General features: G+C 68.2%; 24 protein-coding genes and 1 tRNA gene. 14 read left to right on the forward strand and 11 right to left on the reverse strand.

Going from position 1 to position 25,690, the window contains the following annotated elements; translation table 11 throughout:
• Positions 1-82: 82 nt before the first annotated feature.
• The 3 genes from BN973_RS24525 to BN973_RS24535 are packed head-to-tail and all read left to right on the forward strand — an operon-like array spanning position 83 to position 3,989.
• Positions 83-1,321 carry a thiolase family protein gene (locus BN973_RS24525; protein WP_036471297.1) on the forward strand — a complete coding sequence of 413 codons (1,239 nt, stop codon included), beginning with the start codon at positions 83-85 and terminating at the stop codon, positions 1,319-1,321.
• 29 nt (positions 1,322-1,350) lie between these two features.
• Entirely contained in the window at positions 1,351-2,454 is a 1,104-nt protein-coding gene (locus BN973_RS24530; RefSeq protein WP_036471299.1) for an NAD(P)H-dependent amine dehydrogenase family protein, read from the forward strand.
• A complete protein-coding gene (locus BN973_RS24535; protein WP_036471302.1) occupies positions 2,451-3,989 on the forward strand; it encodes a molybdopterin-dependent oxidoreductase in 1,539 nt (512 codons plus the stop codon). The genes BN973_RS24530 and BN973_RS24535 overlap by 4 nt, the downstream gene beginning before the upstream one ends.
• A gap of 4 nt (positions 3,990-3,993) precedes the next feature.
• Here BN973_RS24535 and BN973_RS24540 read toward each other — a convergent pair whose 3' ends face one another.
• Complete coding sequence (locus tag BN973_RS24540) at positions 3,994-4,194, reverse strand: hypothetical protein (protein WP_036471304.1); 201 nt, start codon at positions 4,192-4,194, stop codon at positions 3,994-3,996.
• Between the two features lie 106 nt (positions 4,195-4,300).
• On the opposite strand from BN973_RS24540, the gene BN973_RS24545 reads away from it, so the two are divergent.
• Positions 4,301-5,533 (forward strand): cytochrome P450, encoded by a 1,233-nt coding sequence (locus BN973_RS24545; RefSeq protein ID WP_036473014.1) that lies wholly within the window; start codon positions 4,301-4,303, stop codon positions 5,531-5,533.
• Between the two features lie 14 nt (positions 5,534-5,547).
• Here BN973_RS24545 and BN973_RS24550 read toward each other — a convergent pair.
• From BN973_RS24550 to BN973_RS24570, 5 genes are all read right to left on the reverse strand, one after another.
• Positions 5,548-5,620, reverse strand: a tRNA-Ala gene (locus BN973_RS24550).
• 50 nt (positions 5,621-5,670) lie between these two features.
• Positions 5,671-6,678, reverse strand: a complete 1,008-nt coding sequence (gene sepX, locus BN973_RS24555; RefSeq protein ID WP_051641637.1) for a divisome protein SepX/GlpR — start codon at positions 6,676-6,678, stop codon at positions 5,671-5,673.
• 212 nt (positions 6,679-6,890) lie between these two features.
• A complete protein-coding gene (locus BN973_RS24560) occupies positions 6,891-7,544 on the reverse strand; it encodes a GNAT family N-acetyltransferase (protein WP_051641475.1) in 654 nt (217 codons plus the stop codon).
• A gap of 21 nt (positions 7,545-7,565) precedes the next feature.
• Positions 7,566-8,858 (reverse strand): molybdotransferase-like divisome protein Glp, encoded by a 1,293-nt coding sequence (glp, locus tag BN973_RS24565; RefSeq protein ID WP_036471306.1) that lies wholly within the window; start codon positions 8,856-8,858, stop codon positions 7,566-7,568.
• Between the two features lie 97 nt (positions 8,859-8,955).
• On the reverse strand, positions 8,956-9,870 hold the full coding sequence (locus BN973_RS24570) for a UTP--glucose-1-phosphate uridylyltransferase (protein WP_036471307.1): 915 nt from the start codon (positions 9,868-9,870) through the stop codon (positions 8,956-8,958).
• 76 nt (positions 9,871-9,946) lie between these two features.
• Here BN973_RS24570 and BN973_RS24575 point away from each other — a divergent pair, with 76 nt between their 5' ends.
• The 4 genes from BN973_RS24575 (at position 9,947) to mscL (ending at position 12,232) form a co-directional block, all read left to right on the forward strand.
• Positions 9,947-10,552: a 5-formyltetrahydrofolate cyclo-ligase gene (locus BN973_RS24575; RefSeq protein WP_036471309.1), complete on the forward strand. Its 606-nt coding sequence runs from the start codon at positions 9,947-9,949 to the stop codon at positions 10,550-10,552.
• Between the two features lie 74 nt (positions 10,553-10,626).
• On the forward strand, positions 10,627-10,959 hold the full coding sequence (locus tag BN973_RS24580; protein WP_036471311.1) for an FmdB family zinc ribbon protein: 333 nt from the start codon (positions 10,627-10,629) through the stop codon (positions 10,957-10,959).
• A 66-nt stretch (positions 10,960-11,025) separates the two neighbouring features.
• A complete protein-coding gene (locus tag BN973_RS24585) occupies positions 11,026-11,706 on the forward strand; it encodes an SAF domain-containing protein (protein ID WP_036471313.1) in 681 nt (226 codons plus the stop codon).
• A 64-nt stretch (positions 11,707-11,770) separates the two neighbouring features.
• Positions 11,771-12,232 carry a large-conductance mechanosensitive channel protein MscL gene (mscL, locus tag BN973_RS24590; RefSeq protein ID WP_036471315.1) on the forward strand — a complete coding sequence of 154 codons (462 nt, stop codon included), beginning with the start codon at positions 11,771-11,773 and terminating at the stop codon, positions 12,230-12,232.
• A gap of 23 nt (positions 12,233-12,255) precedes the next feature.
• Here the strand turns inward: mscL and BN973_RS24595 are convergent, their stop codons facing one another.
• The 5 genes from BN973_RS24595 to rpmF all read right to left on the reverse strand — a co-directional run bounded on the left by BN973_RS24595 (position 12,256) and on the right by rpmF (position 16,974).
• Positions 12,256-12,816, reverse strand: a complete 561-nt coding sequence (locus tag BN973_RS24595) for a MogA/MoaB family molybdenum cofactor biosynthesis protein (protein WP_036471317.1) — start codon at positions 12,814-12,816, stop codon at positions 12,256-12,258.
• On the reverse strand, positions 12,816-14,363 hold the full coding sequence (locus BN973_RS24600; RefSeq protein WP_036471319.1) for a S1C family serine protease: 1,548 nt from the start codon (positions 14,361-14,363) through the stop codon (positions 12,816-12,818). Before BN973_RS24600 ends, BN973_RS24595 begins: the two co-directional genes overlap by 1 nt.
• A 74-nt stretch (positions 14,364-14,437) precedes the next feature.
• On the reverse strand, positions 14,438-15,997 hold the full coding sequence (locus BN973_RS24605; RefSeq protein ID WP_036471321.1) for a HAMP domain-containing sensor histidine kinase: 1,560 nt from the start codon (positions 15,995-15,997) through the stop codon (positions 14,438-14,440).
• On the reverse strand, positions 15,997-16,680 hold the full coding sequence (mprA, locus tag BN973_RS24610) for a two-component system response regulator MprA (RefSeq protein ID WP_036467912.1): 684 nt from the start codon (positions 16,678-16,680) through the stop codon (positions 15,997-15,999). The genes BN973_RS24605 and mprA overlap by 1 nt, the downstream gene beginning before the upstream one ends.
• A gap of 120 nt (positions 16,681-16,800) precedes the next feature.
• A complete protein-coding gene (rpmF, locus tag BN973_RS24615) occupies positions 16,801-16,974 on the reverse strand; it encodes a 50S ribosomal protein L32 (protein WP_036471323.1) in 174 nt (57 codons plus the stop codon).
• 249 nt (positions 16,975-17,223) lie between these two features.
• Here rpmF and BN973_RS24620 point away from each other — a divergent pair, with 249 nt between their 5' ends.
• The 6 genes from BN973_RS24620 to BN973_RS24645 are packed head-to-tail and all read left to right on the forward strand — an operon-like array spanning position 17,224 to position 25,639.
• The gene (locus BN973_RS24620; protein ID WP_036471326.1) at positions 17,224-18,945 is read left to right on the forward strand and encodes an acyclic terpene utilization AtuA family protein; all 1,722 of its coding nucleotides are present in this window, start codon (positions 17,224-17,226) and stop codon (positions 18,943-18,945) included.
• Positions 18,942-20,090, forward strand: coding sequence for an acyl-CoA dehydrogenase family protein (locus BN973_RS24625; protein WP_036471328.1), 1,149 nt, complete (start codon positions 18,942-18,944; stop codon positions 20,088-20,090). Before BN973_RS24620 ends, BN973_RS24625 begins: the two co-directional genes overlap by 4 nt.
• A gap of 59 nt (positions 20,091-20,149) precedes the next feature.
• Complete coding sequence (locus tag BN973_RS24630; RefSeq protein ID WP_198048996.1) at positions 20,150-21,682, forward strand: acyl-CoA carboxylase subunit beta; 1,533 nt, start codon at positions 20,150-20,152, stop codon at positions 21,680-21,682.
• Positions 21,683-21,687: 5 nt separating this feature from the next.
• The gene (locus BN973_RS24635; protein ID WP_036473018.1) at positions 21,688-23,670 is read left to right on the forward strand and encodes an acetyl/propionyl/methylcrotonyl-CoA carboxylase subunit alpha; all 1,983 of its coding nucleotides are present in this window, start codon (positions 21,688-21,690) and stop codon (positions 23,668-23,670) included.
• Entirely contained in the window at positions 23,667-24,833 is a 1,167-nt protein-coding gene (locus tag BN973_RS24640; protein WP_036471331.1) for an acyl-CoA dehydrogenase family protein, read from the forward strand. Before BN973_RS24635 ends, BN973_RS24640 begins: the two co-directional genes overlap by 4 nt.
• Complete coding sequence (locus BN973_RS24645) at positions 24,833-25,639, forward strand: enoyl-CoA hydratase family protein (RefSeq protein WP_036471333.1); 807 nt, start codon at positions 24,833-24,835, stop codon at positions 25,637-25,639. Before BN973_RS24640 ends, BN973_RS24645 begins: the two co-directional genes overlap by 1 nt.
• Positions 25,640-25,690: the final 51 nt, after the last annotated feature.

Consider the following 25,690-nt stretch of genomic DNA (forward strand, 5'->3'; position numbering starts at 1 on the left):
GCACGAATGAGCCTAAACTTCTCTAACATCACCCAATCGTGAAGATGCACAAAGGGCTTCCGAGCTATCCGAAAGGCCAACGATGACGCAGGCTTACGTCCTGGGTGGAGTGCGCACCCCATTCACCCGCTACGGCGGCACGCTGTCGGGAATCCGCACCGACGAGCTGCTCGGCATGACCATGAAGGGCGCGTGCGAACGCGTCGGGGTGCCCCTGGACGCGGTGGAAGACATCGTCGCCGGCTGCGTGAATCCAGCGCACGAAGGAATGGGCGACATCGCCCGCTGGGCCGCGCTCGCAGCGGGATTCCCCGACAGCGTCGCCGGAGCCACCCTCAACCGGTACTGCGGATCGTCGCTCAGCGCGCTGGTCAGCGTCAGCCATGCCATCAAGGCCGGCGATCTGGGCGTCGGGATCGCCTGCGGTGTCGAATCGATGTCCCGGTCGGGGTGGGCGCTGATGAAGGGCGAAGCACCGTTTAGCCCCCGCGGGCCGGTGCTGATGCTCGACACGATGTGGTCGGGCGCGGGGGGTCCGCCCAACCCGGCCCTGCTCGCCCGCAACGCTTACATCAGCATGATCGAGACCGCGCAGAACGTCGCCGACCGGTACTCGCTGAGTCGCGAGGAGATCGACGCTTTCGCGCTGCGGTCCCAACAGCACGCCAAGGCCGCACGCGACCGCGGCCGGTTCGCGAAAGAGATCATGAGCGTGCCGATACCCGCGACAAAGAAGACTCCCGCGCGCCTGGCCGAGCACGACGAATTCATCCGCGACGACACCACCGCCGAGACGCTGGCGGCCCTGCCTGTCCAACCCGGCACCACGCAGATGACCGCGGCCAACTCCACTCCGCTGACCGACGGCGCGAGCGCGGTCGTCGTCGCGTCCGGTGAGAGGGCGGCCGAACTCGGCGTCGAGCCATTCGCTCGGGTGGTGTCCAGCGCGGTGTACGGGATCGACCCGCTCATCATGGGATTGGCGCCGGCGTGGGCCATTCCCATGGCGATCCGCCGCGCCGGTTTGACGCCAGAGCAGATCGACGTCTGGGAAGTCCATGAGGCGTTCAGCGCCCAGGCGCTCGGCGTCTTGCGCGAACTCCCCAACCAGCTCGACGGATTCGTGATCCCGGACGACAAACTGACACCGAACGGCGGCGCCGTCGCGATCGGACATCCGTTCGGTGCCACCGGAACCCGTTACGTGCTCACCCTGGCCACCGAACTACGCGAGCGCGGCGCCCGCTACGGCGTGATCGGCGTGTGCATCGGATCGGGCCAAGGCGTGGCCGTCGTACTGGAGAACCCCGGCGCGGCGTAATCTGACGGCACCGAACCAGGGAGGCGCAGATGACAGATGGTAATCCGCCGCTGCGCGTCATCGCCTGGGGTGTCGGCACGGTGGGCGCCGAGATGGTCACGGCCATCGTCGACCACCGGACCGACATCGAGATCGTCGGCGCCCGGGTGTATTCCGACTCGAAGGATGGCGTCGACGTCGGCACCCTGGTGGGCCGCGACCCGATCGGCGTCGCCGCGACGACGGACGTCGACAAGATCATGGGGCTCGACGCGGACTGCGTGCTCTATACCCCGCGTAACACCGACCTCGACGAGGTATGCGCGCTGCTTGCCAGCGGGAAAAACGTTGCGACAACGGCATTCCTGTTCCATCCGCGCCGCATCACACCCGCCGACCGCGACAAGGTGCTCCAGGCATGTGAGACCGGCGGCACCACAGTCCATGGCAGCGGGTTGAACCCCGGCAACCTCTCCGGTGCGCTGCCGCTGGCCCTGTCGGGCATGTGCCGCACCATCGACAAGATCACCCTGCAGGAACGCGCCGACTGGTCGGTCTACGAAAGCACGTCAATCACGTTCGACAACATGTGTTTTGGGCAACCAGTCGAGCAGATCAGTCCGGAAGCCAGCGAGTTCTTGGCCTTCAACAGCGGGATCTTCAGCGAGCAGGTGTGGTTGTTGGCGGACGCGCTGAACGCCGGCATCGATGAGGTCACCGCGACCGTGGAGGCGGTTCCCGCGCGCGAGGACCATCAGGTCTTCGACCACGTGCTGCGCGCGGGAACCACTGCGGGGCAACGATGGAAGTGGTCGGGGCGTCGGGGCGGCGAGGTGCTCGTGGAGATCGAGACGCTGTGGACCGTCGGTGGTGAGTACCCGGGTCATTGGCCCAAACCCCAGGACGGTTGGACGCTGACGATCGAGGGTGACCCGTCGATGCGGACACACTTCTTCTGCCTGGCGAGCTTCAGCCGCGCCGCGAGCATGGAAGAACACGTGCGCTCGGCGAGTGTGGCCACCGGCATGCAGGTGCTCAACGCCGTACCCGCGATCTGTGCAGCCCCACCGGGCTTCGCCACCGCGGCCACTCTTCCGTTGATCCGCAGCCACGTCGGGTTCGGGAATATACGGGCTGCATCCCAACTCCGATGACCGACGCCCCGTCGAATGAGCGGATGATCACTGGGGTCGCCGGCGCGGCCGTCGCGCTCGGGGTGGCTGCGCTGGTGGGCATCCCGTTCGGTGCGCGCTCTGATGCGCGTGCCGCGATCGGCTCGGTGGTCGTCGACCTGACCCCGGGGACGGTCAAAGAATGGGCGATTCAGACCCTGGGCTCGCTGGACAAAATCTTCTTGTCGGTCGTCGTGCTGGTGGTGATCGCGACGATCGCGGCGATCGCCGGCAGCTTCGAAACACACCGCCGTCCGGTCGGCAGCGCGGTCATCGCCGCCGCGGGTGTCCTCGGCTGCGCCGCGGTGCTGTCGCGGCAGGGCGCCACCGTGCTCGACACGATCCCCACGATCGCGGGCACCGTCTGCGGCGTGGCGACTCTGCGTTTTCTCACCCGCCGGCTCTGGCCGAAAGATCCGGCCGACGACGCCGGCGACCGTCCGGACGCACGCAGGCGCGGGCTGTTGGTGTACGGATTGCTCGGATTCGGTGTGGTGAGCGGTGTGGTCGGTGCGACCATCACGCGACTGGTGCATTCGGTGGCCGGCGACCGCAGCACCGTCACCGTTCCCACCCCGCGGGTAGCCGCCCCGCCGATACCCGCCGATGTGCAACCGAGCGGCGTCGCACTGCCGAGCTTTATCACCGCCAACAGCGACTTCTACCGGGTGGACACCGCGCTCAGCGTTCCTCAACTCAGCCACGGCGACTGGCGGCTGCGCATCCACGGCATGGTGGACCGCGAAGCCACCTACGGGTTCGACGACCTAGCCCGCTTCGAGGCCGTCGAGATGGTAACAACGCTGACCTGCGTGTCGAATCCTGTTGGGGGAAACCTTATTTCGACGGGAGTATGGACGGGCTACCGGGTGGCCGACCTGTTGGCGGCGGCCGGTGTGCACGCGAACGCCGACATGGCGCTCTCCACGTCGATCGACGGATTCACCGCCGGCACGCCGGTGGAGGCCCTCACCGACGACCGCGAGGCACTGCTGGCGGTGGGCCTCAATGGTCAGCCGCTGCCGATCGAGCACGGCTACCCGGCCCGCCTGGTGGTGCCCGGGCTCTACGGGTATGTGTCGGCCACCAAGTGGGTCGTCGACATGGAGCTGACGCGTTTCGACAAGGCAAAGGCGTACTGGACGCGCTTCGGCTGGGCAGCGCGGGCGCCCATCAAAACCGAGTCGCGCATCGACGTGCCGAAAGCCGGCCAGAAAATACCGAGGGGATCCGTGCTGTTCGGCGGTGTCGCGTGGGCGCAGAACCGTGGGGTGCGGGCCGTGGAGGTCCGCATCGACGATGGCAGCTGGCAGCCCGCCGAACTGGGCGCGAGTTACTCCGCCGCGACGTGGCGACTGTGGAGCTTCCCCTGGCAGGCGAAAACCCTTGGCAAACACACCATTACGGTGCGCGCCACCGACGACACCGGAGCCACCCAGACTGAGGATCAGGTTGGCAGCGTCCCCGACGGCGCCACCGGCTGGCACACGGTGGACTTCAGCGTGGCAGAGGCCTAGCGGACTATTTGGACCTAATTTTGCGCCAACTGAAGACCGCGATCACGATGCCGATCACCGCCGTGATCGGGCCAATGATGGACCAGGTTGTGGTGTTGCTCATCGGGCTGCCCCCGAGCACCCCGAACCCCTGCAACGCCCAGATCAAACCGAACACCGCGAGGAGCAAGCCGACCGCGAACGTGACGACGAAAGCCCTACTCATACAAGGATCCTAGGCGCAGGTGTTTGACTGGCGCGCCCGCCAGCCCTAAGGTCGGACTGGCAGTCGACTGCCGGTTAGAGCTTTCTCGAACCGGATGGGAGGGGCGATGACGCCCGTCAACACCGCTAACCCGAGCGTGTTCGACGCGGGCTTGCCGACCATCGAGTACGACGTCACCACTGCCATACCCGCGCAGGTGTACCGAAAATTCCAGGCCGCACAGCGGGTGGCACCGATCGCGCTGGGACCGTACGGACCCGAGATCGTCTCCTACGAACTTACTCGAAATATTCTGCGCGACAATCGATTCCAGATTCCGCCCGGATATATTCTCACCGTCCAAGGCATCACCTCCGGTCCGCTGTGGGACAAGGTCGTCAACTCGTTGCTGGGCATGGAGGGCGCCAGGCACCAGCGGGTCCGCAGCGTGGTGTCGAAGGCATTCACCCCGCGCGCGGTCGAGCGCCTGCACACCACGATCGTCGACGTCATCGACGAACTCGTCGAACCGCTCAGCCGCCGGGGTCACTGCGACGTCGTCACCGAGATCGCGCGGCCCTACCCCGTGCCCGTCATCTGCGCGTTGCTCGGCGCGCCGCGCGAAGACTGGCAACAGTTTTCGCTGTGGGCAGACGACATCTTCAAGGCGTTCAACTTCACCTTCACGGCCGACGACGTGCCCGACGTGATGCGCGCCTGGGGCGAACTGGACGACTACGTCGACGACATGATTGCCCGCCGTCGCCTCACCCTGACCGACGACCTGCTCTCCGACCTCATCCGCGCCGAGCACGACGGGGACCGGCTCAACCACGAAGAACTGCGTATGCTCGCCGCCGCGCTGCTGCTCGCGGGCACGGACACCACGCGCAACCAGGTGGCCGCGTCCATCGAGGTGCTCTGCGATCACCCCGACCAGTGGCAGCTACTGCGAAACACGCCCGAGCTGGCGATGACCGCCGTCGACGAGACCATGCGGCACGCCCCGATCGCCAACTCATTGGTGCGTGTCGCGGCCGAGGACGTCGAACTCGCCGGGGTCGTCTTTCCCGAGGGCACGATGATTTTCGCGAATACCGCTGCAGCCAACCGTGATCCGGCGATCTACAACGATCCCGACCGATTCGACATCACCCGCGAGGGCCTGCCGCCGGTGCTCAACTTCGGCGCCGGCATGCATTATTGCCTCGGCGCGAACCTCGCCCGCCGGGAAATCGCCGAGGCGCTGCGAACGGTGACGCGCCGGATAGCGAACCCGCGCAAGACTGGGCCATCGCCCTGGAAGCCGTTTGTCGGGCTGAGCGGGCCATCGAGCATGCCCATCGCCTTCGACACCTGAGCGAGCGAACTTTGTGGAGCTAAGGGGAATCGAACCCCTGACCTACTCGATGCGAACGAGTCGCGCTACCAACTGCGCCATAGCCCCTGACCGCTAGCAGGCTACCAGTTCCGCGACAGCGCCAGCACCAACAGGCGCTACTGGCCGACGGCGCGAGGCAGGTCCCGGGGCCAGCCGTAGTGGTGTTGCGGCATCGCGTAGTCCAGGTGCTCGAAGATCGGGTCCTCGTCGTCGATCTCCAGCACCACCGCGCCGGGGCGGCGCAGCCGCGACGGGACCACGTCGTAGTCGCGGTCGCGCGCGTTTTCCACGCCCATGCGCGCGCGGGCCATCCGCTGCGTGCGGCGGCGACGGATCTTCTCCTCGATCCTGGTCTGTCGGCGCAGATAGCCCAGGTAGAGCACGGTGATCGCGGTGGCCACACCGCACACCCACCAGGCGGTGCGGCTGATCTCGAAGGCGGCCGTCGCCGAGCCGACCAGGATGACGGCCATCACCATCAGCACCTTTTTGCGGAAGGCGTACTTGCGGGCGCTGACGGCGGCCGCGGTCTTGGTGTCGAAGCGGCGCCGGCGCCGGGCGCTCGACGGCACCACGCGCTCGCGCACGCCCGGGTCGTCGTCCTCGGCCTCGGGCTCCAAACCGGACGAGTCCTCGACGTATTCGTACTCGTCGTCGAGGTGATCCTCGTCGTGCTCCCCTTCGTCCACCGGGGTTTCGACGGCCGCGGCGCCGGCTCCGGCCGGCAGGGCGTCCGAGTCTTCGACGACGTCGACGTCCAGGTAGTCGGGCTCGGCCGGCTCGGTGGCCGCCATCCGCATCACCACCGGACGGGCGGGGCGCAGCTCCTCGGTCTCGGCATCGGGCTCGTCGTCGGCCTCGGCGTGGTCGTCGCGGTGCTCCGCGTCGTCGAAGTCCTCGGCGGCCGAGTCCTCCGGTTTCCAGTCCGGATCGCTGCGGTGGCCCGCGGCCGGACCGCTGCGCCGCAGCAGGCGGGAACCGGCGCCGTTGAGCACCCGGGTGGCCAGCGCCACGTCGCTGGTGCGTCGCACGGCGTCGCGCTTGCTGATCAGCATCGGTACCAGCACGAACAGCCAGAGCACCACGAGCGAGATCCACAACAACGACTGCGGGATGCTTGGCATGATGACCTGCTCCTTCTGGTCGGGATCCCCCACGAGGCCGATCGTTGACCCGCGCGGCCGGGACCTGTGACCAGCGCAATTACACACCTGTAATTTGCCTCAATCAAGCATCACACGCCACATATGTCACGCCAGCCACAGATTTATTGCGATTTCCGCACGGCGGCGGCTCGGCGGCGGGTCGTCGAGCGCCGAAACGAAGCGCCAAGGACCTACGCCCAGCGCGCGTGCCCGGCGCGGACCAGCGTCGACGCGACCGATCCGTAGACCTCCTCGGCCGTGATGGCCATTAGGAGATGGTCGCGCCACGCCCGGTCGACCTCGAGGTAACGCCGCAGCAGCCCCTCCTCGCGGAAGCCGACCTTGGCCAACACGGCCCGGCTCGCCAGGTTCTCCGGACGCACGGTGGCCTCCACCCGATGCAGCATGACCGGCCCGAAGCAATGGTCCAGCCCCAGCGCCAACGCGCCGGTAGCCACCCCGCCGCCGGTCGCCGCGCTGGGCACCCAGTAGCCGATCCACGCCGAGCGCAACGCGCCATGGGTGACGTTGCCGATGGTCAGCTGTCCGCAGAACTGCCCGTCCAGCTCGATCACGTACGGCAGCATGCGGCCGTTGCGGGCCTCGGCACGCAGGCCCGAACACAGCGCCGGCCACGCCGCGACGGTGTGCCGCATCGCCCAGTCACCGTCGGAAGTCGGCTCCCACGGCTCCAGATGCGCCCGGTCGGCCAACCGGTACCGGCTCCACTGGGCGCCATCGCGCATCCGCACCGCCCGCAACCGGACCACACCGGCGGCGACCCGCAGCGGCCCCACCGACGAGGGCCAACCGGGATGACGGGCGTGGGAGCGCAAGAGGTTCACGAGCGTGCGCAGCCGTTTACGTCAGCCGCGCTGGGCCAGGAACGCGACGTCGACGATCTCACCGGTCCGGATCTGTTCGGCCCCACTGGGAACCACAACTAGACAGTTTGCCTCAGCCAACGTCGCGAGCAAATGCGACGACGCCCCCGGGCCTCCGCCCAGCGCCTGCACCAAATATTCACCGCTGTCCTGGTCACGCATCAGCTGGCCGCGCAGGTAACCCTTCCGGCCGGCCACCGACGTGATCGGCGACAGCGTGCGCGCCTGCACGATCCGGCGCATCGGCTGGCGCTTGCCCAGCGACAGCCGGATCAGCGGCCGAACCATCACCTCGAAGACCACCAGCGCGCTGACCGGGTTGGAAGGCAACAGGAACACCGGCACACCGTCGCGCCCCAGCTGCCCGAACCCCTGCACCGAGCCGGGGTGCATGGCGACCCGGACGACCTCCATGTCGCCCAGCTCGGACAGCACCACCCGCAGCGCCTCGGCGGCCGCACCCCCGACCCCGCCGGCGATCACCACGACCTCGGCGCGATTGATCTGGCCCTGGACGATTTCGCCGAGCTCTGCCGGGTTGTTGGGCACAATGCCGACCCGGTTGACCTCCGCACCGGCATCCCGGGCCGCCGCCGCCAACGCATAGGAGTTGACGTCGTAGACCTGCCCGTTGCTCGGGGTCCGCGAGATGTCGACCAGCTCGCCGCCCACCGCCATCACCGACACCCGCGGACGCGGATGCACCAGCACCCGCTCCCGGCCGACCGCGGCGAGCAGGCCCACCTGCGCCGCACCGATGATCGTCCCGGCCCGCACCGCCACATCGCCGGGCTGGACGTCGTCGCCGGCGCGCCGCACGTAGGCGCCCGACGGCGCCCCGCGCAGGATCCGCACCTTCGACGTGCCGCCGTCGGTCCAGCGCAACGGCAGCACCGCGTCGGCCAGCGTCGGCAACGGCGCACCGGTCTGCACCCGGACGGCCTGCCGCGGCTGCAACCGGCTCGGCGTCCGGGCGCCGGCCTCAATGGTCCCCATCACCGGCAGCACCAGCCCGCCGGCGCTGTCCTCGTCGGCCATCGGCTCGCCGGTCTCGTCGAGCGCAAGATCGCCGCCGACTTCGCCGACGCCCAGCACGTCGACGCTGCGCACGGCGTAGCCGTCGATCGCGGCCTGATCGAAGCCGGGCAGCGGCCGCTCGGTCACCACTTCTTCGGCGCACAACAATCCCTGCGCCTCCGCGATCGCGACACGTATCGGGCGCGGTGCTACCGCGGCCGCCGTTATCCGGGCTTGCTGCTCCTCAACCGAACGCATCAGCCGCGCCTCTCTGCCGTCAACACGCCGTATCGGGCCCGGTGAACGGACCAAGCCCGATCGCCCGGTCGTTCACCGGGCCCGGCATGGCGGCCGGCTACTGCTCGTTCAGGCCCAATCGCGCCACCAACCACCGCCGCAATTCCGGGCCGTAGTCGTCACGATCCAATGCAAAGTCAACCGCAGCCTTGAGGTAGCCGCCGGGATTTCCCAAGTCGTGTCGAGATCCGCGATGCACGACGACATGAACCGGGTGGCCCTCTTTGATCAGCAGCGCGATCGCGTCCGTGAGCTGTAGTTCGCCGCCGGCGCCGTGATCGATGCGGCGCAGGGCGTCGAAGATGGCGCGGTCGAGCACGTACCGGCCGGCCGCCGCGTACAGCGACGGGGCGTCGGAGGCCTTGGGCTTTTCGACCATGCCCTTGACCTTGAGGACGTCGGAACTGCCGGCACCCGGGACGGCCTCGACGTCGAACACACCGTAAGCGCTGATCTCCTCCGGCGTGACCTCGATGGCGCACAACACCGTGCCGCCATGCTCGGCGCGCACCTTGGACATCGTCTCCAGCACGCCGGTCGGCAGCACCAGGTCGTCGGGCAGCAGCACCATGACGGCGTCCTCGTCGGGCGTCAGGGTGGGCTCCACGCAGCCGATGGCGTGTCCCAGTCCGAGCGGCTCGGCCTGCACCACCGACTCGACCTTGATCAGCGCGGGCGCGCGACGCACCTTGGCCAGCATCGCCTTCTTGCCGCGCGCTTCGAGCGTGCCCTCCAGCACCAGGTCCTCGACGAAGTGCGCGACGACGCCGTCCTTGCCCTCGGAGGTGATGATGACCAGCCGCTCGGCGCCGGCCGCGGCCGCTTCCTCCGCGACCAGCTCGATGCCCGGCGTGTCGACGACGGGCAACAGCTCTTTGGGCACCGTCTTGGTGGCCGGCAGGAAACGGGTGCCCAGACCGGCTGCGGGGACGATCGCCGTGTATGGGATCGGGACTTCATCTGGCCGTGACATCGTTCACACCATAGCGCTCAGAGGGGTTGCCGCCGCTGCATGGCAGGCCGAATACCCATACTGTCATCGTTGACGCATGACGACTCCGACCAAGGCCGCCGTGCGCGAGCAAGTGCTGGCGGCCCGAAGTCTAGTTGCCGACGACGTTCGGGCCGCCGAGGCGCGCATGCTCAACGAGCAGCTCGCGCTCACGGTGAGCAGCGGCAGCACCGTCTGCGCCTACGTTCCGGTGGGCACCGAGCCGGGCTCGGTCGCGATGCTCGACATGTTGCTGCAGCACTCGCGCCGCGTGCTGTTGCCCGTCGCGCGTACCACCGGTGACGGCACCCCGATGCGGCTGCGCTGGGCCGAGTACCGGCCGGGCGAACTCGTCCGCGGTCGCTGGGGGCTGCTCGAACCGCCCGAGCCGTGGCTACCGGAGTCGGCGCTGGCCGAAGCCGAAATGGTGGTGGTGCCGGCGTTGGCCGTCGACCGCCGGGGCACCCGGCTGGGCCGGGGACTGGGCTACTACGACCGCTCCCTGGACGCCCGGAACCCGCAGGCCCGGGTGGTCGCGATGGTGCGCGACGAGGAGTTCGTCGACGAGTTGCCGGCCGATCCGCACGACGTGCCGATGACCCACGCGATCACCCCGGGGCGCGGCGTGATCGCGCTGCGCGCCGACGACGGGGCCCGGGAATGAGACGGATTTCATGGCTGTTTTAGCACTCAGGCACTGTAGAGTGCTAACAAGCTTATCTAACGGAGGTTTCTTCAGTGCCGACCTACAGCTACGCGTGCACCGAATGCGACAACCGCTTTGACGTGGTGCAGGCCTTCACCGACGACACCCTGACCACCTGCGAGAAGTGCTCGGGCCGGCTGCGCAAACTGTTCAACTCCGTCGGCGTCGTATTCAAGGGCAGCGGCTTCTACCGCACCGACAGTCGCGAGTCGGGCAAGAAATCGTCGAGCTCGAGCAACGGCTCTTCGACCAACGGCTCCAGCGAGAGCTCCAGCTCGAGCGACAAATCCGGCTCCGGCGAGAAGTCCAGCTCTTCCGACAAGTCCACGTCCAGCGAGAAGTCGACCGCGACCGCTTCCAGCTAGCGAGTTATCCACAGAACGCATCCCTCGCGGGAACTTTCGGCAGCGCGCTGCGCTTACCGTTGCGGCGTGGGGGAATCGTCGCTGAATCCAGCGCTGCTGCACCGGATATTGGCGTCGTTGCGACCGGATTGGACCCGGACCGTGCTGGCCCGGCGAGTGGCGGCGGGCGGGCTCGTAGTATTGGCCGGGGTCGCCGCGGTGCGCTCGAATCCGGACGGTGATCGCGTCGACGTGGTGGTCGCCACCCGCGACCTCAGCCCCGGAGCCGCGTTGACACAAGACGATGTTCGAGTCGAAAAGCGTTCGGCAACAACAATTCCCGACGGCTCACAAGGAGATCTGGGCGCCGTGGTCGGTTCGATGCTGGCCGGTCCGACGCGCCGCGGCGAGGTGCTCACCGATGTCCGCTTGCTGGGCAGCCGGCTGGCCGAGGCCGCGATTGCCGCGAAGGCCGGGCCCGGTGCGCGCATCGTGCCGCTGCATCTGGCCGACAGCGCGCTGATCGACCTCGTTCGCGCCGGCGACGTCGTCGACGTGTTGGCCGCACCGCCCACCGATGCGCAGCCGGGCGCGCAGGCGACCAGCAAGGTGGTGGCCACCGATGCCGTCGTCGTCCTCGTGTCGCCCAAGCAGAAAGTCCAGGCCGCAGACGGTGACCGCGTAGTGTTAGTTGCGCTGCCGGCTCGCGTGGCGAACACGGTGGCAGGTTCGGTCCTGGGGCAGGCCGTGACCCTCACCCTGCACTGAGAACCTGGCAGCGGTTCGCCACAGAACCCGCAGCAAACCGTGTCCAGCCCAGAAAGGACGTCGAATGCTCAAGGGGTTCAAGGAGTTTCTCGCGCGCGGCAATATCGTCGACCTGTCCGTCGCGGTAGTCATCGGTACGGCATTCACCGGACTGGTCACCAAGTTCACCGACAGCATCATCACGCCGTTGATCAACCGGATCGGCGTCAACCAGCAGTCCGACGTCGGCATCCTGAAGATCGGCATCGGCGGCGGCCAGACCATCGACCTGAACGTTCTGGTATCGGCCGCGATCAACTTCGTCCTCGTCGCTGCGGTGGTCTACTTCCTGGTCGTGCTGCCCTACAACACTTTCCGCAAGCGCGGCGAGGTCGAGCAGGCCGACGACGCCCAGATCGTCTTGCTGACCGAGATCCGCGACCTGCTGGCGCAGACCAACGGAAACGGCTCGTCGGGCCGCCACGGTGGGCCGGGCACCACGCCGCCGCCCGATTTCGGGCCGCGTGCGGACGCCGAGTCGCAGTAACACGACCGGCTGCTCGGGCGACTTTAGATCTCGAGGCTCGACAACTGCCCGATGATCTGCGCGGCGAGCGGATTCAGCGTCGCCATGCCGTCGCGGACGGCGTAGCGGGAACCGGCGAGGTTGACCACCAGCGTGCTTCCGGACACGCCGGCCAGACCCCGGGACAACCCGGCGTCGATGATGCCCGCGGACAGCCCGGACGCGCGGACGGCCTCGGCGATGCCGAGGATTTCGCGGTCCAGAATCTCGCGAGTGGCCTCCGGGGTGACATCGCGCGGGGTCACTCCGGTCCCGCCGACCGAGACCACCAGATCGACCCCACCGATCACCGCGGTGTTGAGCGCGTTGCGGATCTCGACCTCATCGGCCGCCACCGCCACCACACCGTCGACGACGAATCCCGCCTCGGTCAGCAGCTCGGTGACCAGCGGCCCGCTGTGGTCTTCTTCGTCCCCGTGGGCGGTGCGATCATCGACCACCACGACCAGAGCCCGGCCGACCACCAATTCCGCACCCGATTCCATGGGTGCAACCGTATATCCGAGCTCGGACAGTGGCTCGTTCAGAGGCTCGTCGACTCTCATCACTGATCCGCCTTGCCGAGGGTGACCTGCACGGTCCGGCTGCCGCCGCCGGGATCCTGGAACGTCAGCGATACCTTGTCGCCCGGCGCCTTGGACCGCACCGCGGCCACCAGGGCGTCGGCGCTGCTGATCGGGCGGTCGTCGACCTTGGTGACGACCACGTTCTTGGGCACTCCGGCGTTCGAGGCCGCGCCACCCTGCACGACGTCGACGACCTTGGCCCCCGGCGTGCTCTTGTCACTGGTCACCTGCACGCCCAGCGAGGCATGTGAGGCCTTACCGGTGCTGATCAGCTCGTCGGCGATGCGCTTGGCCTGGTCGACCGGGATCGCGAACCCAAGCCCGATCGAACCGCTCTGGGCGTCGGGCGAATCGCCGCCCAGGGTGGCGATCGCGGAGTTGATGCCGACCAGCTGGCCGTTCAGGTTGACCAGCGCCCCGCCGGAGTTCCCCGGGTTGATCGCGGCGTCGGTCTGAATGGCGTCCAGCACCGTGTTCTGGTTGCCGGACTCACCGGTCGTCGACACCGGCCGGTTCAACGCGCTGATGATTCCGGTGGTCACCGTGCCGGACAAGCCCAGCGGGGAACCGATCGCCAGCACCGGCTGGCCGACCCGCACATCCGACGACGAGCCCATCGCGATGGGCGTCAGCCCCGACACACCTTGGACGCGGATGACGGCGATGTCACTGGTGGGGTCGGCGCCCACCACCGTGAACGGTGCGGTGCGCCCGTCGGAGAAGGTCACCGTCGTTTTCGGTGCCGGACCACCCGGCCCCCCGGGCGCCGGGCTGCCGGGCGTGGGGCTACCGGGTATCGGCCCGCCCGGCCCCTTGGGAGGGGCGGCGGCCGCGGCGATGACGTGGTTGTTGGTCAAGATCAGCCCGTCGGACGACAGGATGACGCCGGAGCCCTCTTCGGACGCGCGGCCGAGGTCGGTCTCCAGCATGACGACGCTGGGTACCACCTTCTGCGCGACCTGTTCGACGGTGCCGGGCGCCATGTTGGCCGCCGGCACGCCGGGCGTGGCCCCCGACGGTCCGCTGCCGCTGCTGGCGGTCGTCGAGTGCGTGCCCAGTTCGACGACCGTTGCCGCGGCGCCACCGATACCCGCCGACACCACCGCGATCGCCAGCGCGCCGGCCACCAGCAGGCCGCCCCGGGATCGCTTCTCGGGCCGCGGTGGCCCCATCGGGGGCAGCATGCCGGGCACCGGACCCGCCCCGGTGCTCCCGGGAATCGGCCCCACGCCGGTGCCGCCGGGGATAGGGCCCGCGCCGGTGCCGGGGATCCGGCCCGGCCCGGTGCCGCCGGCAATCGAACCCGCCCCGGTGTCCCCGAACGGCTCGTAGGGCCGCCGGTATTGCGAGGTCTGCGACGGCTGTGACTGCTGCCCTTGCTGGTACCGCCAGTCGTAAGGCTGGTTGTACGGTTGCTGATGCCCTTGGGCATACGCGGGAGCTCCACCTGACTCAAAGGGCTGGTTAGGCGCGCCTGGGTATCCCGGTTGCTGCGGCGGTGGCGAATACCTCGGGTCATTCGTCATGTCGCTAAGTCGCTCTTCCTCTAATTGGGGTGCTATCGAGCTCGACTTGGCTCGATTTCCAACACTAACTGCATCTACCTTGCGCGTGCGGACTGAGAGTCCACTGAGATAACGTTCGTCGATTCCCGAGAGTTCGCTGCGTCGCCCTCCATCGGAACCGCGGGGTCGGTCTTGGCTTCGCTGTCGGCGTCGGCCCCACCCTCGGACCCGGCCGTCGGATACGTCGACACCGGCAGCGGCCGGCCGGGAAGTAGCACGTAGATCGATGTTCCCGGGGGATGGCCGCCCGAAACGGTGTCTTCGACGCGCAGCAGTCCGCCGTGGTTGAGCACCACCTGCTTGACGATGGCCAACCCCAGACCCGAGCCCGGCAGGGCCCGCGCCGTCGTCGACCGGTAGAACCGCTCGAACACCAGGCGCCGTTCGTGCGGTGGGATACCCGGGCCCAAGTCCGAAACGATCAGCTCGGCATGCGACGGGTCGAGCTGGCGCATCCGGACACCGACGCGGCCGCCCGGCGGGCTCCACTTGGCGGCATTGTCCATCAGGTTCAGCGCCGCCCGTGACAGCCCGGCATTGTCGCCGTAGACCTGCCATCCAATCACGTCGACGTCGAAGTGAATGTCGTTGCGCCGCCGCCTGACTCGCTCCAGGCTGCGGTCGATGACCTCGGACATGTCGACCGGCTCGTGCACCACCTGGCCGGCGTCGTCGCGGGTGAGGTCCACCAAATCGCCTACCAGAGTGGACAATTCCTCGATCTGCGCGAGCACATCGGTACGCAGGTCGACCATCTCCTGCTCGGGCAGCCGTGGCGCCCCCGGTTCCATGGACGCCATCAGCAGTTCGACGTTGGTCCGCAGCGACGTCAGCGGGGTGCGCAGCTCGTGTCCGGCGTCGGTGACCAGTCGGGCCTGGCGCTCCCGGGACTCGGCGAGTGCTCGCAGCATCAAGTTGAATGCCTCAGTGAGCCTTGCCAATTCGTCGCTACCGAACACCGGGATAGGCCGCAGGTCGTCGGTGCGCGCGACCCGTTCGGCCGCTTCGGTGAGCCGGGCCACCGGCCGCAGCCCCGCCCGGGTGACCATGCCGCCGGCCACCGCGGCGACGGCGACCCCGATACCGCCGACGATCAGCAGCACCCAGCGCAGTTTGGTCATCACCGCCTCGGTGGGCCGCAGGCTCTTGGAGATCAGCAGCGAACTGCCGTTGGGCAGGTGGATCGCCAGGATGCGCTGATCGGCGGCGGTGCGGCGGGACATGAACAGGTCACCGCGGATGACCGCCTTCTCCGGCGCGTCGACCGGCAGGGTCTGGCCCGGCTGTTGGGCGGTGTAGATCGAGTGGCCCGGGTTCACCAGCATCGCGTTGACGTCCGAATACGCCGTGCCCTCAATGGCCTTCGCCGGGTCGGCGGCCAGCGAACCGCTGGCGATCAGCAGCTGCGCGCGGCTGTCCAGCTGGTTGTCGATGTCGCTGTAGAGCGCGGCCGCGATCACCGCGTACACGGCGAACGCCATCAACACGACGACCATCGCCACCATCGACATCGCCAGCAACATCACCCGCCACCGCAGCGACAACGAACTGGGGGCTCGCAGTGGTGCGCGCCGACGTCGTTGGAACCGGATCATCAGGGCGGCGTCTCCCGAAGGACATAGCCCACACCCCGCACGGTGTGGATCAGGCGCGGTTCACCGTCGGCTTCGGTCTTGCGGCGCAGGTACCCGACGTAGACCTCCAGCGCATTGCCCGAGGTGGGAAAGTCGAATCCCCACACCTCCTCGAGAATGCGGCTGCGGGTGAGCACCCGGCGCGGGTTGGCGATCAGCATCTCCAGCAGCGCGAACTCGGTGCGGGTCAGGCTGATCCGGCGATGTCCGCGGGTGACTTCACGGGTCACCGGGTCCAGGGCCAGATCGGAGAACGTCATGGCGACCGACTCGGCGTCCTCGGGCTTGGTGCGGCGCAGCAGCGCCCGCATCCGGGCTAGCAGCTCTTCCAGGGCGAACGGCTTGGGCAGGTAGTCGTCGGCGCCGGCGTCCAGGCCGGCGACCCGCTCGGACACCGAATCGCGGGCGGTCAAAACCAGGATCGGCAGGTCATCGCCGGTGCTGCGCAGCTGCCGGCAGACCTCGAGACCGTCCAGCCGCGGCATCATGACGTCGAGCACGACGGCGTCGGGCCGGTCGCTGGAGATGATCTCCAGCGCCTCGACTCCGTCATGGGCTAACTCGACCGAGTAGCCATTGAAGGAAAGCGACCTGCGTAGCGATTCGCGGACCGCGCGATCGTCATCGACGACAAGAATGCGCACGGCCACTAGTTTCGCCCTAGGGCCTGAGAGCGGGCTGAGAGGCGCGCCGCGTATTTGCCGAGATCCCTGTCTGACGACGATGCGGGCCGGCACGGCCCGCAGAGGAGTCGGACAATCCGGCTAGCGTCGGTCGAGATCGATCAGCCCCAGGCGAGCCGCCTTGAGCAGTCGACGCGGCACCTTGTGCTTCTGGCCGGCCACGGTCACACCGACGAGCTCGGTCTTCTCGGCCTTCCACTGCGAGCGGCGGCTACGGGTGTTCGAGCGCGACATCCTGCGCTTGGGTGTGGCCATGGTCGGGCCTTACTCCTTGTGTGGGGGCTTCGGGTCGTGCGTCGCGCGGCATGGGCCGGGACGGCCGACGGCGACGATTGCCCTCAAGAATAGTCGGTGACCTGCTGGTCGCCAAAATGGGCCGTGCGGCCTGCGCGACTATGACAGCAGCGCCGAGACGGGCATCCTTGACGTGACACCGGCGGTACCCGCTAACCTACCGGGTGGTTGGTTGGTGGAGCGCCGGTAATTCCCGAATGGAGGACGCCAATGGCCTCGGGTTATGGCCGGTCCGGTGCTGTCCGGATCGCGAACTGCTCGGGGTTCTACGGCGACCGGCTGGCGGCCATGCGCGAGATGCTGACCGGCGGCTCAGGCGATCCGGTCCACTACCTCACCGGCGACTATCTGGCCGAGCTCACCATGCTGATCCTGGGCCGCGACCGGATGAAACACCCCGAGCGCGGCTACGCCAAGACCTTCCTGACCCAGCTCGAGGACTGTCTGGGCGAGGCCCGTGACCGCGGGGTGCGCATCGTCGCCAACGCCGGCGGCCTCAACCCCGCCGGGCTGGCCGACGCGATCCGCGCCCTTGCCGAGCGGCTGGGCGTCCCCGCCCGGGTCGCCCACGTCGAAGGCGACGACTTGACACCGCGCGCGGCCGAACTCGGGCTGGGCACGCCGCTGACGGCCAACGCCTACCTGGGGGCGTGGGGCATCGTCGACTGCCTCAATGACGGAGCCGACGTCGTCGTCACCGGCCGGGTCACCGACGCGTCGGTGATCGTCGGGGCGGCGGCCGCGCATTTCGGCTGGGGCCGCACCGACTACGACGCGCTGGCCGGCGCGGTGGTCGCCGGGCACGTCATCGAATGCGGCGTGCAGGCCACCGGCGGCAACTACGCGTTCTTCACCGAAGTTCCTGATCTGTCCTACCCGGGCTTCCCGCTGGCCGAGGTCAACGCCGACGGATCCTCGGTGATCACCAAGCACCCCGGCACCGGCGGGCTGGTCAGCGTCGACACCGTCACCGCGCAGCTGCTCTACGAGATCACCGGCGCCCGTTACGCCAACCCGGATGTCACGGCGCGGATGGACTCCGTCCAGCTGTCCACCGACGGGCCCGACCGGGTGCGGATCAGTGGCGTGGTCGGCGAACCGCCACCGCCCACGCTGAAGGTTTCGCTGAACAGCATCGGCGGCTTCCGCAACGCGATGACCTTCGTGCTGACCGGGCTGGACATCGAGGCCAAGGCCGAGCTGGTGCGCCGCCAACTCGAGGCCGGGCTCACCGTCAAACCCGCGGAGCTGCAGTGGTCGCTGGCCCGCACCGATCACCCCGACGCCGACACCGAGGAAGCCGCCAGCGCGCTACTGCACTGCGTGGTCCGCGACCCCGACCCCGCCAATGTCGGACGCCAGTTCTCCTCGGCGGCGGTCGAATTGGCGCTCGCCAGCTACCCGGGCTTCCACGTCACCGCCCCGCCCGGCGACGGTCAGGTTTACGGCGTCTTCAGCGCGGGCTACGTCGATGCCGCCACCGTGCCGCACGTCGCGGTGCACAGCGACGGCACCCGCATCGACATCCCATGTGCCACAGATACTTTGGAACTCACGGCCGCTGCTGAACCGGCGCTGCCGGAACCGTTGCCCGACGGCCCGACCCGGCGCGCACCGCTGGGCCGCATCGCGGGCGCCCGCAGCGGCGACAAGGGCGGCTCGGCCAACGTCGGCGTCTGGGTGCGTACCGAGGACCAATGGCGCTGGCTGGCCAACACATTGACCGTCGAGCTGCTCAAGGAACTACTGCCCGAGGCCGCGGACTGCGATGTCACCCGGCACGTGTTGCCCAACCTGCGCGCGGTGAACTTCGTGATCGAGGGCATCCTCGGCCAGGGCGTCGCCTACCAGGCGCGGTTCGATCCCCAGGCCAAGGGGCTGGGCGAATGGCTGCGCAGCCGCCACGTCGACATCCCGGACAGCCTGCTATGAGCATTTGGACCACCCCGGAACGCGAGCAACTGCGAAAGACGGTGCGCGCGTTCACCGAACGCGAGATCCTGCCGCACGTCGACGAGTGGGAACGCACCGGCGATCTGCCGCGCGAGTTGCATCGGCGCGCGGGGACGGCCGGGCTGCTGGGCGCGGGACTGCCCGAAGCGGTCGGCGGCGGTGGCGGAGACGGCGCCGACGCGGTGCTCATCTGCGAGGAGTTTCACCAGGCCGGTGGACCGGGCGGCGTTTTCGCGTCGCTGTTCACCTGTGGCATCGCGGTGCCGCACATGATCGCCTCCGGCGATCAGCGGCTGATCGAGGAGTTCGTCCGGCCGACGCTGGCCGGCGAGAAGATCGGGTCGCTGGCCATCACCGAGCCCGGCGGCGGTTCGGATGTCGGGCACTTGCGCACCAGCGCCGTGCGCGACGGCGACCACTATGTAGTCAACGGCGCCAAGACCTACATCACCTCCGGGGTCCGCGCCGACTATGTCGTCACCGCGGTGCGCACCGGAGGCCCTGGCGCAGCGGGGGTTTCGCTGCTGGTGGTGGAAAAGGGCACGCCCGGATTCGAGGTGAGCCGCAAGCTGGACAAGATGGGCTGGCGCTCCTCTGACACCGCCGAGCTGTCCTACGTCGACACAAGGGTCCCGGTTGCCAACCTGGTCGGCGCCGAGAACAGCGGGTTCGCTCAGATCGCGCAGGCCTTCGTCTCCGAGCGGATCGGCCTTGCCGCACAGGCGTATTCGAGTGCGCAGCGGTGCCTGGACATCACCGCGGCTTGGTGCCGTGACCGCGAGACGTTCGGCCGCCCCCTGATCTCCCGCCAGTCGGTGCAGAACACCCTGGCCGAGATGGCCCGGCGCATCGACGTCGCCCGGGTCTACTCGCGCAACGTGGTGGAACGCCAGCTCGCCGGTGAAACGGATCTGATCCCGCAGGTGTGCTTCGCCAAGAACACCGCCGTCGAGGCCGGCGAATGGGTGGCCAATCAAGCCGTTCAGCTTTTCGGCGGCATGGGCTACATGGCCGAATCCGAAGTCGAACGCCAATATCGGGACATGCGAATCCTCGGTATCGGCGGAGGTACCACCGAAATTCTGACCGCGCTGTCCGCCAAACTCCTGGGGTATCAATCGTGACGGTATTGCAGTCCACCCTCGACCCGAAGGCCGATACCTACGTCGACGCGGCCGAGACCATGATCGCCAAGCTCGCCGAGATCGACGCCGAGCACGGCAAGGCGCTGGCCGGCGGCGGCGCGAAATACACCGAGCGCCACCACGCCCGCGGCAAGCTCACCGCACGCGAGCGCATCGAGCTGCTGGTCGACCCGGATTCGCCGTTCCTCGAGCTGAGCCCGCTGGCCGCCTACGGCAGTTCCTTCACCCTGGGCGCCAGCGTGGTGGTCGGCATCGGCGCCGTCGAGGGTGTGGAATGCCTGATCGTCGCCAACGACCCGACCGTCAAGGGCGGCACCAGCAACCCGTGGACGCTGAAAAAGATCTTGCGGGCCAACCAGATTGCGCTGCAGAACCGGCTGCCGGTGATCTCGCTGGTGGAGTCCGGCGGCGCGGACCTGCCCACCCAGAAGGAGATCTTCGTCCCCGGCGGGCAGATGTTCCGCGACCTGACCCGGCTGTCGGCGGCGGGCATTCCGACCATCGCGCTGGTCTTCGGCAACTCCACGGCCGGCGGTGCCTACATCCCCGGCATGTCCGATCACGTCGTGATGATCAAGGAACGCTCCAAGGTGTTTTTGGCCGGTCCCCCGCTGGTGAAGATGGCCACCGGCGAGGAATCCGACGACGAGTCACTCGGCGGCGCCGAAATGCACGCCCGCACTTCGGGTCTGGCCGACTACTTCGCCGTCGACGAGCTCGACGCGATCCGCATCGGGCGGCGCGTGGTGGCCCGGCTGAACTGGCGCAAGCTCGGACCGGCGCCGCGGCCGGTGACCGAGCCGCTGTTCGACGCCGAGGAGCTGATCGGCATCGTGCCCTCGGACCTGCGCATCCCGTTCGACCCGCGCGACGTGATCGCGCGCATCGTCGACGGCTCCGAATTCGACGAATTCAAGCCGATGTACGGCTCGTCGCTGGTGACGGGCTGGGCGACGCTGTGCGGTTACCCGATCGGCATTCTGGCCAACCACCGCGGTGTGCTGTTCAGCGAGGAGTCGCAGAAGGCCACCCAATTCATCCAGCTGGCCAACCGCTACGACACGCCACTGTTGTTCTTGCACAACACCACCGGATACATGGTCGGCAAGGACTACGAGGAAGGCGGCATGATCAAACACGGGTCGATGATGATCAACGCCGTATCCAACTCGACCGTCCCGCACATCTCGCTGCTGATCGGCGCGTCGTACGGCGCGGGCCACTACGGGATGTGCGGACGCGCCTACGATCCCCGATTCCTGTTCGCCTGGCCCAGCGCCAAATCCGCTGTGATGGGCGGTGTCCAGCTGGCCGGCGTGCTGTCGATCGTGGCCCGCGCGGCCGCCGAGGCCCGCGGTCAGCAGGTCGACGAGGACGCCGACGCCGCGATGCGCGCCGCCGTCGAGGGCCAGATCGAGGCGGAGTCGCTGCCGATGGTCCTGTCCGGGATGCTCTACGACGACGGGGTGATCGATCCCCGCGATACCCGCACGGTATTGGGAATGTGTCTGTCCGCCATCGCGAATGGACCGATCAAGGGGACGTCGAACTTCGGCGTCTTCCGGATGTGAGCCCGATGGTTACTCGAGTACTGGTTGCCAACCGCGGCGAGATCGCCCGCCGGGTCTTCGCCACCTGCCGCCGCCTCGGCCTGGGCACCGTCGCGGTCCACACCGACCCGGACGCCGCGGCACCTTATGTCGCCGAGGCCGATGCGCGGGTCCGCCTGCCCAACACCAACGACTACCTCAATGCCGAGGCTTTGCTAGCCGCCGCGCGCGCCGCGGGCGCGGATGCCATCCATCCCGGCTACGGATTCCTTTCGGAGAGCGCCGACTTCGCGGCGGCAGTCCAGGACGCGGGCCTGACCTGGATCGGTCCACCGGTGGACGCGGTGCGGGCGATGGGCTCCAAGATCGAGTCCAAGAAGCTGATGGCCTCGGCCGGGGTGCCGGTGCTCGACGAACTGGACCCCGATTCGGTCACGCAGGCGTCTCTGCCGGTGCTGGTCAAGGCGTCCGCCGGTGGCGGCGGCCGCGGCATGCGAGTAGTCCGCGAGTTGTCCGCTCTGGCAGACGAAGTCGCCGCGGCTCGGCGCGAAGCGCAGTCCGCCTTCGGCGATCCGACCGTGTTCTGCGAGCGCTACCTGCCGACCGGCCACCATGTGGAGGTTCAGGTGCTCGCCGACAACCACGGCACGGTATGGGCGGTCGGCGAGCGGGAATGCTCGATTCAGCGGCGCCACCAGAAGATCATCGAAGAGGCTCCGTCGCCGTTGGTGGAGCGCGTTCCGGGCATGCGGGCCAAGCTGTTCGACGCCGCCCGGCTGGCCGCCAGCGCGATCGGCTACGCCGGCGCCGGCACCGTGGAGTTCCTCGCCGACCCAAACTCGCAAGACGGTGAGTTCTATTTCCTCGAGATGAACACCAGGCTGCAGGTCGAACACCCGGTCACCGAAGAGATCACCGGGCTCGACCTCGTCGAACTGCAGCTCGCCGTGGCCGACGGCGTGCGTCTCGGAGTCGAACCTCCCGCGGCCCAGGGCCATTCGATTGAAGCCCGGCTTTATGCCGAAGATCCCGCGCGCGGCTGGCAACCGCAAGCCGGCCCGGTGCACACCTTCGATGTGCCCGGCACCCGGACCGAGTTCAGCTCGCTGGGACAGCGCACCGGAATCCGGTTGGACTCCGGCATTGTCGACGGATCGGTCGTCTCGATCCACTACGACCCGATGCTGGCCAAGGTCATCTCGTACGCACCCACCCGCCGGCAATCCGCGCTGGTATTGGCCGACGCGTTGGCCCGGACCCGACTGCACGGCCTGCGCACCAACCGCGAGCTGTTGGTGAACGTGCTGCGGCATCCGGCTTTTCTCGCCGGTGCGACCGACACCGCGTTTTTCGACACACATGGCCTGGACCGGCTGTCGGCACCGCTCGGCGACGAGAGCGTCGTCCGCTTGTCGGCGATCGCCGCGGCGCTTGCCGAGGCCGCGCACAATCGCGCGTCCGCCACCGTTTTCGGCTCGCTGCCCAGCGGCTGGCGCAACCTGGCCTCGGGCTATCAGGTCAAGACGTACCGCGACGACCAGGACAACGAGCACCGGGTCGAATACCGGTTCGCCAGAACCGGATTGGTACTGGCCGGCGATGAGCCGGTGCAGCTGGTCTCGTCAGAGCCCGACGAGGTGGTGCTGGCCGATGCCAACGGGGTGGCGTGCCGCTTCGCGGTCGCCCGCTACGGCCCCGACGTCTACGTAGACTCGGCGCGTGGGCCGGTTCACTTGCACGCGGTGCCCCGATTCCCCGAGCCCGGATCGTCGGTCGAGAAGGGATCGCTGGTCGCGCCCATGCCCGGCAACGTGATTCGGCTGGGCGCCGCGGCCGGTGACACGGTGACGGCCGGCCAACCGCTGATCTGGCTGGAGGCCATGAAGATGGAACACACGATCACCGCGCCGGCCGACGGGGTCCTCGCGGAACTCAGCGTCGCGCCCGGCCAACAAGTCGAAGTCGGTGCCGTCCTGGCCCGTGTCGAATCAGAAGGAGATCCACAGTGACCGATACCAGCTTCATCGAAAGCGAGGAGCGCCGGGCGCTGCGCAAGTCGGTGGCCGCGTGGGCGTCCAACTACGGCAGCGAGTACTACCTGAAAAAGGCCCGCGCACACCAGCACACCGATGAATTATGGTCCGAGGCAGGTAAACTCGGCTTCCTGGGCGTGAACCTGCCGGAGGAATACGGGGGCGGTGGCGCCGGAATGTACGAGCTGTCGCTGGTCATGGAGGAAATGGCCGCCGCGGGCAGCGCGCTGCTGCTGATGGTGGTTTCGCCCGCGATCAACGGCACCATCATCAGCAAGTTCGGCACCGATGAGCAGAAGAAGCGCTGGATTCCGTCCATCGCCGACGGCACGTTGACGATGGCGTTCGCGATCACCGAGCCCGACGCCGGGTCCAACTCGCACAAGATCATCACGACGGCGCGCCGCGACGGCAGCGACTGGATTCTCAAGGGCCAGAAGGTCTTCATCTCCGGTGTCGATCAGGCGCAGGCCGTGCTGGTGGTGGCTCGCAGCGAAGAGGCCAAAACCGGCAAGCTGCGACCCGCGCTGTTCGTGGTGCCCACCGACTCCCCCGGCTTCACCTACACGCCGATCGAGATGGAATTGATCAGCCCCGAGCGTCAGTTCCAGGTTTTCCTGGACGACGTTCGGCTGCCCGCCGATGCGTTGGTCGGAGCCGAAGACGCCGCGATCGCACAACTTTTCGCGGGCCTGAACCCCGAGCGGATCATGGGCGCGGCCAGCTCGGTGGGCATGGGCCGCTTCGCATTGGAGAAGGCCGCCGACTACGTCAAGACCCGCCAGGTATGGGGGACCCCGATCGGTGCGCACCAGGGGTTGTCGCATCCGTTGGCGCAGTGCCACATTGAGGTCGAGCTCGCCAAGCTGATGATGCAGAAGGCTGCCACGCTCTACGACAGCGGCGACGACGCGGGCGCGGCGGAGGCCGCCAATATGGCCAAATACGCTGCGGCCGAGGCCGCTAACCGTTCGGTGGATCAGGCCGTGCAGTCGATGGGCGGCAACGGGCTGACCAAGGAGTACGGCGTCGCGGCGATGCTCACCTCGGCCCGACTGGGGCGGATCGCGCCGGTCAGCCGCGAGATGGTGCTCAACTTCGTCGCGCAGACATCCCTGGGCCTGCCGCGAAGCTACTGATGGACGCACTCGTCGAATACTCCGTCTCGGGGCCGTCGGCCCGACTGACGCTGAACTCGCCGCACAACCGCAACGCGCTGTCGACCACGCTGGTCACCCAGTTGCACCAGGGCCTGCGCGACGCGGCGCAGGATCCGGCGGTGCGGGTGGTGGTGCTCGGGCACACCGGTGGCACGTTCTGCGCCGGCGCCGACCTCTCGGAGAATTCAGCGGCCAGTGGCGGGGACCCGTTCGACCTGGCCGCGGCGCAGGCCAAGGAGATGACCGCATTGCTGCGCACCATCGTCTCCTCGCCGCTTCCGGTCATCGCCGCCGTCAACGGTCACGTCCGCGCGGGCGGGTTCGGCTTGGTGGGCGCCTGCGACATCGCGGTGGCCGGGCCGCGCAGCACCTTCGCGCTGACCGAGGCGCGCATCGGCGTCGCCCCGTCGATCATCTCGCTGACCCTGCTGCCGAAGCTGTCGCCGCGTGCGGCCGCCCGCTACTACCTCACCGGCGAGACGTTCGATGCCGCCGTGGCCGCGGAGATCGGGTTGGTCACGATCGCGACCGACGACGTCGACGCCGCGGTGGCCAAACTGGCCGCCGATATCGGCCGTGGGTCGCCCCAGGGCCTGGCGGCATCAAAGGCACTGACAACGGCGGCCGTGCTCGAAGGATTCGACCGCGACGCCGAGCGGCTCGCCGAGGAATCCGCCCGGCTGTTCGTCTCCGACGAAGCGCGCGAAGGCATGCTCGCATTCCTGCAAAAACGTCCGCCCAGTTGGGCCCCGCCCGCCGCTATCGACGATGCCGGCCGCAATTAGGCGTGCGTAGGAGGATGGTTGCGATTTAGCCAACCCTCTTGCAGCAAGTCC

This window comes from Mycobacterium triplex, assembly GCF_000689255.1.
GTDB classification, from domain to species: Bacteria; Actinomycetota; Actinomycetes; order Mycobacteriales; family Mycobacteriaceae; genus Mycobacterium; species Mycobacterium triplex.

Bases quoted from the DNA above. Each gene is read 5' to 3' on its own strand.
- BN973_RS24525 (WP_036471297.1), top strand. From the start codon at position 83: ATGACGCAGGCTTACGTCCTGGGTGGAGTGCGCACCCCATTCACCCGC.
- BN973_RS24530 (WP_036471299.1), top strand. From the start codon at position 1,351: ATGACAGATGGTAATCCGCCGCTGCGCGTCATCGCCTGGGGTGTCGGC.
- BN973_RS24535 (WP_036471302.1), top strand. From the start codon at position 2,451: ATGACCGACGCCCCGTCGAATGAGCGGATGATCACTGGGGTCGCCGGC.
- BN973_RS24540 (WP_036471304.1), bottom strand. From the start codon at position 4,194: ATGAGTAGGGCTTTCGTCGTCACGTTCGCGGTCGGCTTGCTCCTCGCG.
- BN973_RS24545 (WP_036473014.1), top strand. From the start codon at position 4,301: ATGACGCCCGTCAACACCGCTAACCCGAGCGTGTTCGACGCGGGCTTG.
- sepX (WP_051641637.1), bottom strand. From the start codon at position 6,678: ATGCCAAGCATCCCGCAGTCGTTGTTGTGGATCTCGCTCGTGGTGCTC.
- glp (WP_036471306.1), bottom strand. From the start codon at position 8,858: ATGCGTTCGGTTGAGGAGCAGCAAGCCCGGATAACGGCGGCCGCGGTA.
- BN973_RS24570 (WP_036471307.1), bottom strand. From the start codon at position 9,870: ATGTCACGGCCAGATGAAGTCCCGATCCCATACACGGCGATCGTCCCC.
- BN973_RS24575 (WP_036471309.1), top strand. From the start codon at position 9,947: ATGACGACTCCGACCAAGGCCGCCGTGCGCGAGCAAGTGCTGGCGGCC.
- mscL (WP_036471315.1), top strand. From the start codon at position 11,771: ATGCTCAAGGGGTTCAAGGAGTTTCTCGCGCGCGGCAATATCGTCGAC.
- BN973_RS24595 (WP_036471317.1), bottom strand. From the start codon at position 12,816: ATGAGAGTCGACGAGCCTCTGAACGAGCCACTGTCCGAGCTCGGATAT.
- BN973_RS24600 (WP_036471319.1), bottom strand. From the start codon at position 14,363: ATGACGAATGACCCGAGGTATTCGCCACCGCCGCAGCAACCGGGATAC.
- BN973_RS24605 (WP_036471321.1), bottom strand. From the start codon at position 15,997: ATGATCCGGTTCCAACGACGTCGGCGCGCACCACTGCGAGCCCCCAGT.
- rpmF (WP_036471323.1), bottom strand. From the start codon at position 16,974: ATGGCCACACCCAAGCGCAGGATGTCGCGCTCGAACACCCGTAGCCGC.
- BN973_RS24620 (WP_036471326.1), top strand. From the start codon at position 17,224: ATGGCCTCGGGTTATGGCCGGTCCGGTGCTGTCCGGATCGCGAACTGC.
- BN973_RS24625 (WP_036471328.1), top strand. From the start codon at position 18,942: ATGAGCATTTGGACCACCCCGGAACGCGAGCAACTGCGAAAGACGGTG.
- BN973_RS24630 (WP_198048996.1), top strand. From the start codon at position 20,150: ATGATCGCCAAGCTCGCCGAGATCGACGCCGAGCACGGCAAGGCGCTG.
- BN973_RS24635 (WP_036473018.1), top strand. From the start codon at position 21,688: ATGGTTACTCGAGTACTGGTTGCCAACCGCGGCGAGATCGCCCGCCGG.
- BN973_RS24645 (WP_036471333.1), top strand. From the start codon at position 24,833: ATGGACGCACTCGTCGAATACTCCGTCTCGGGGCCGTCGGCCCGACTG.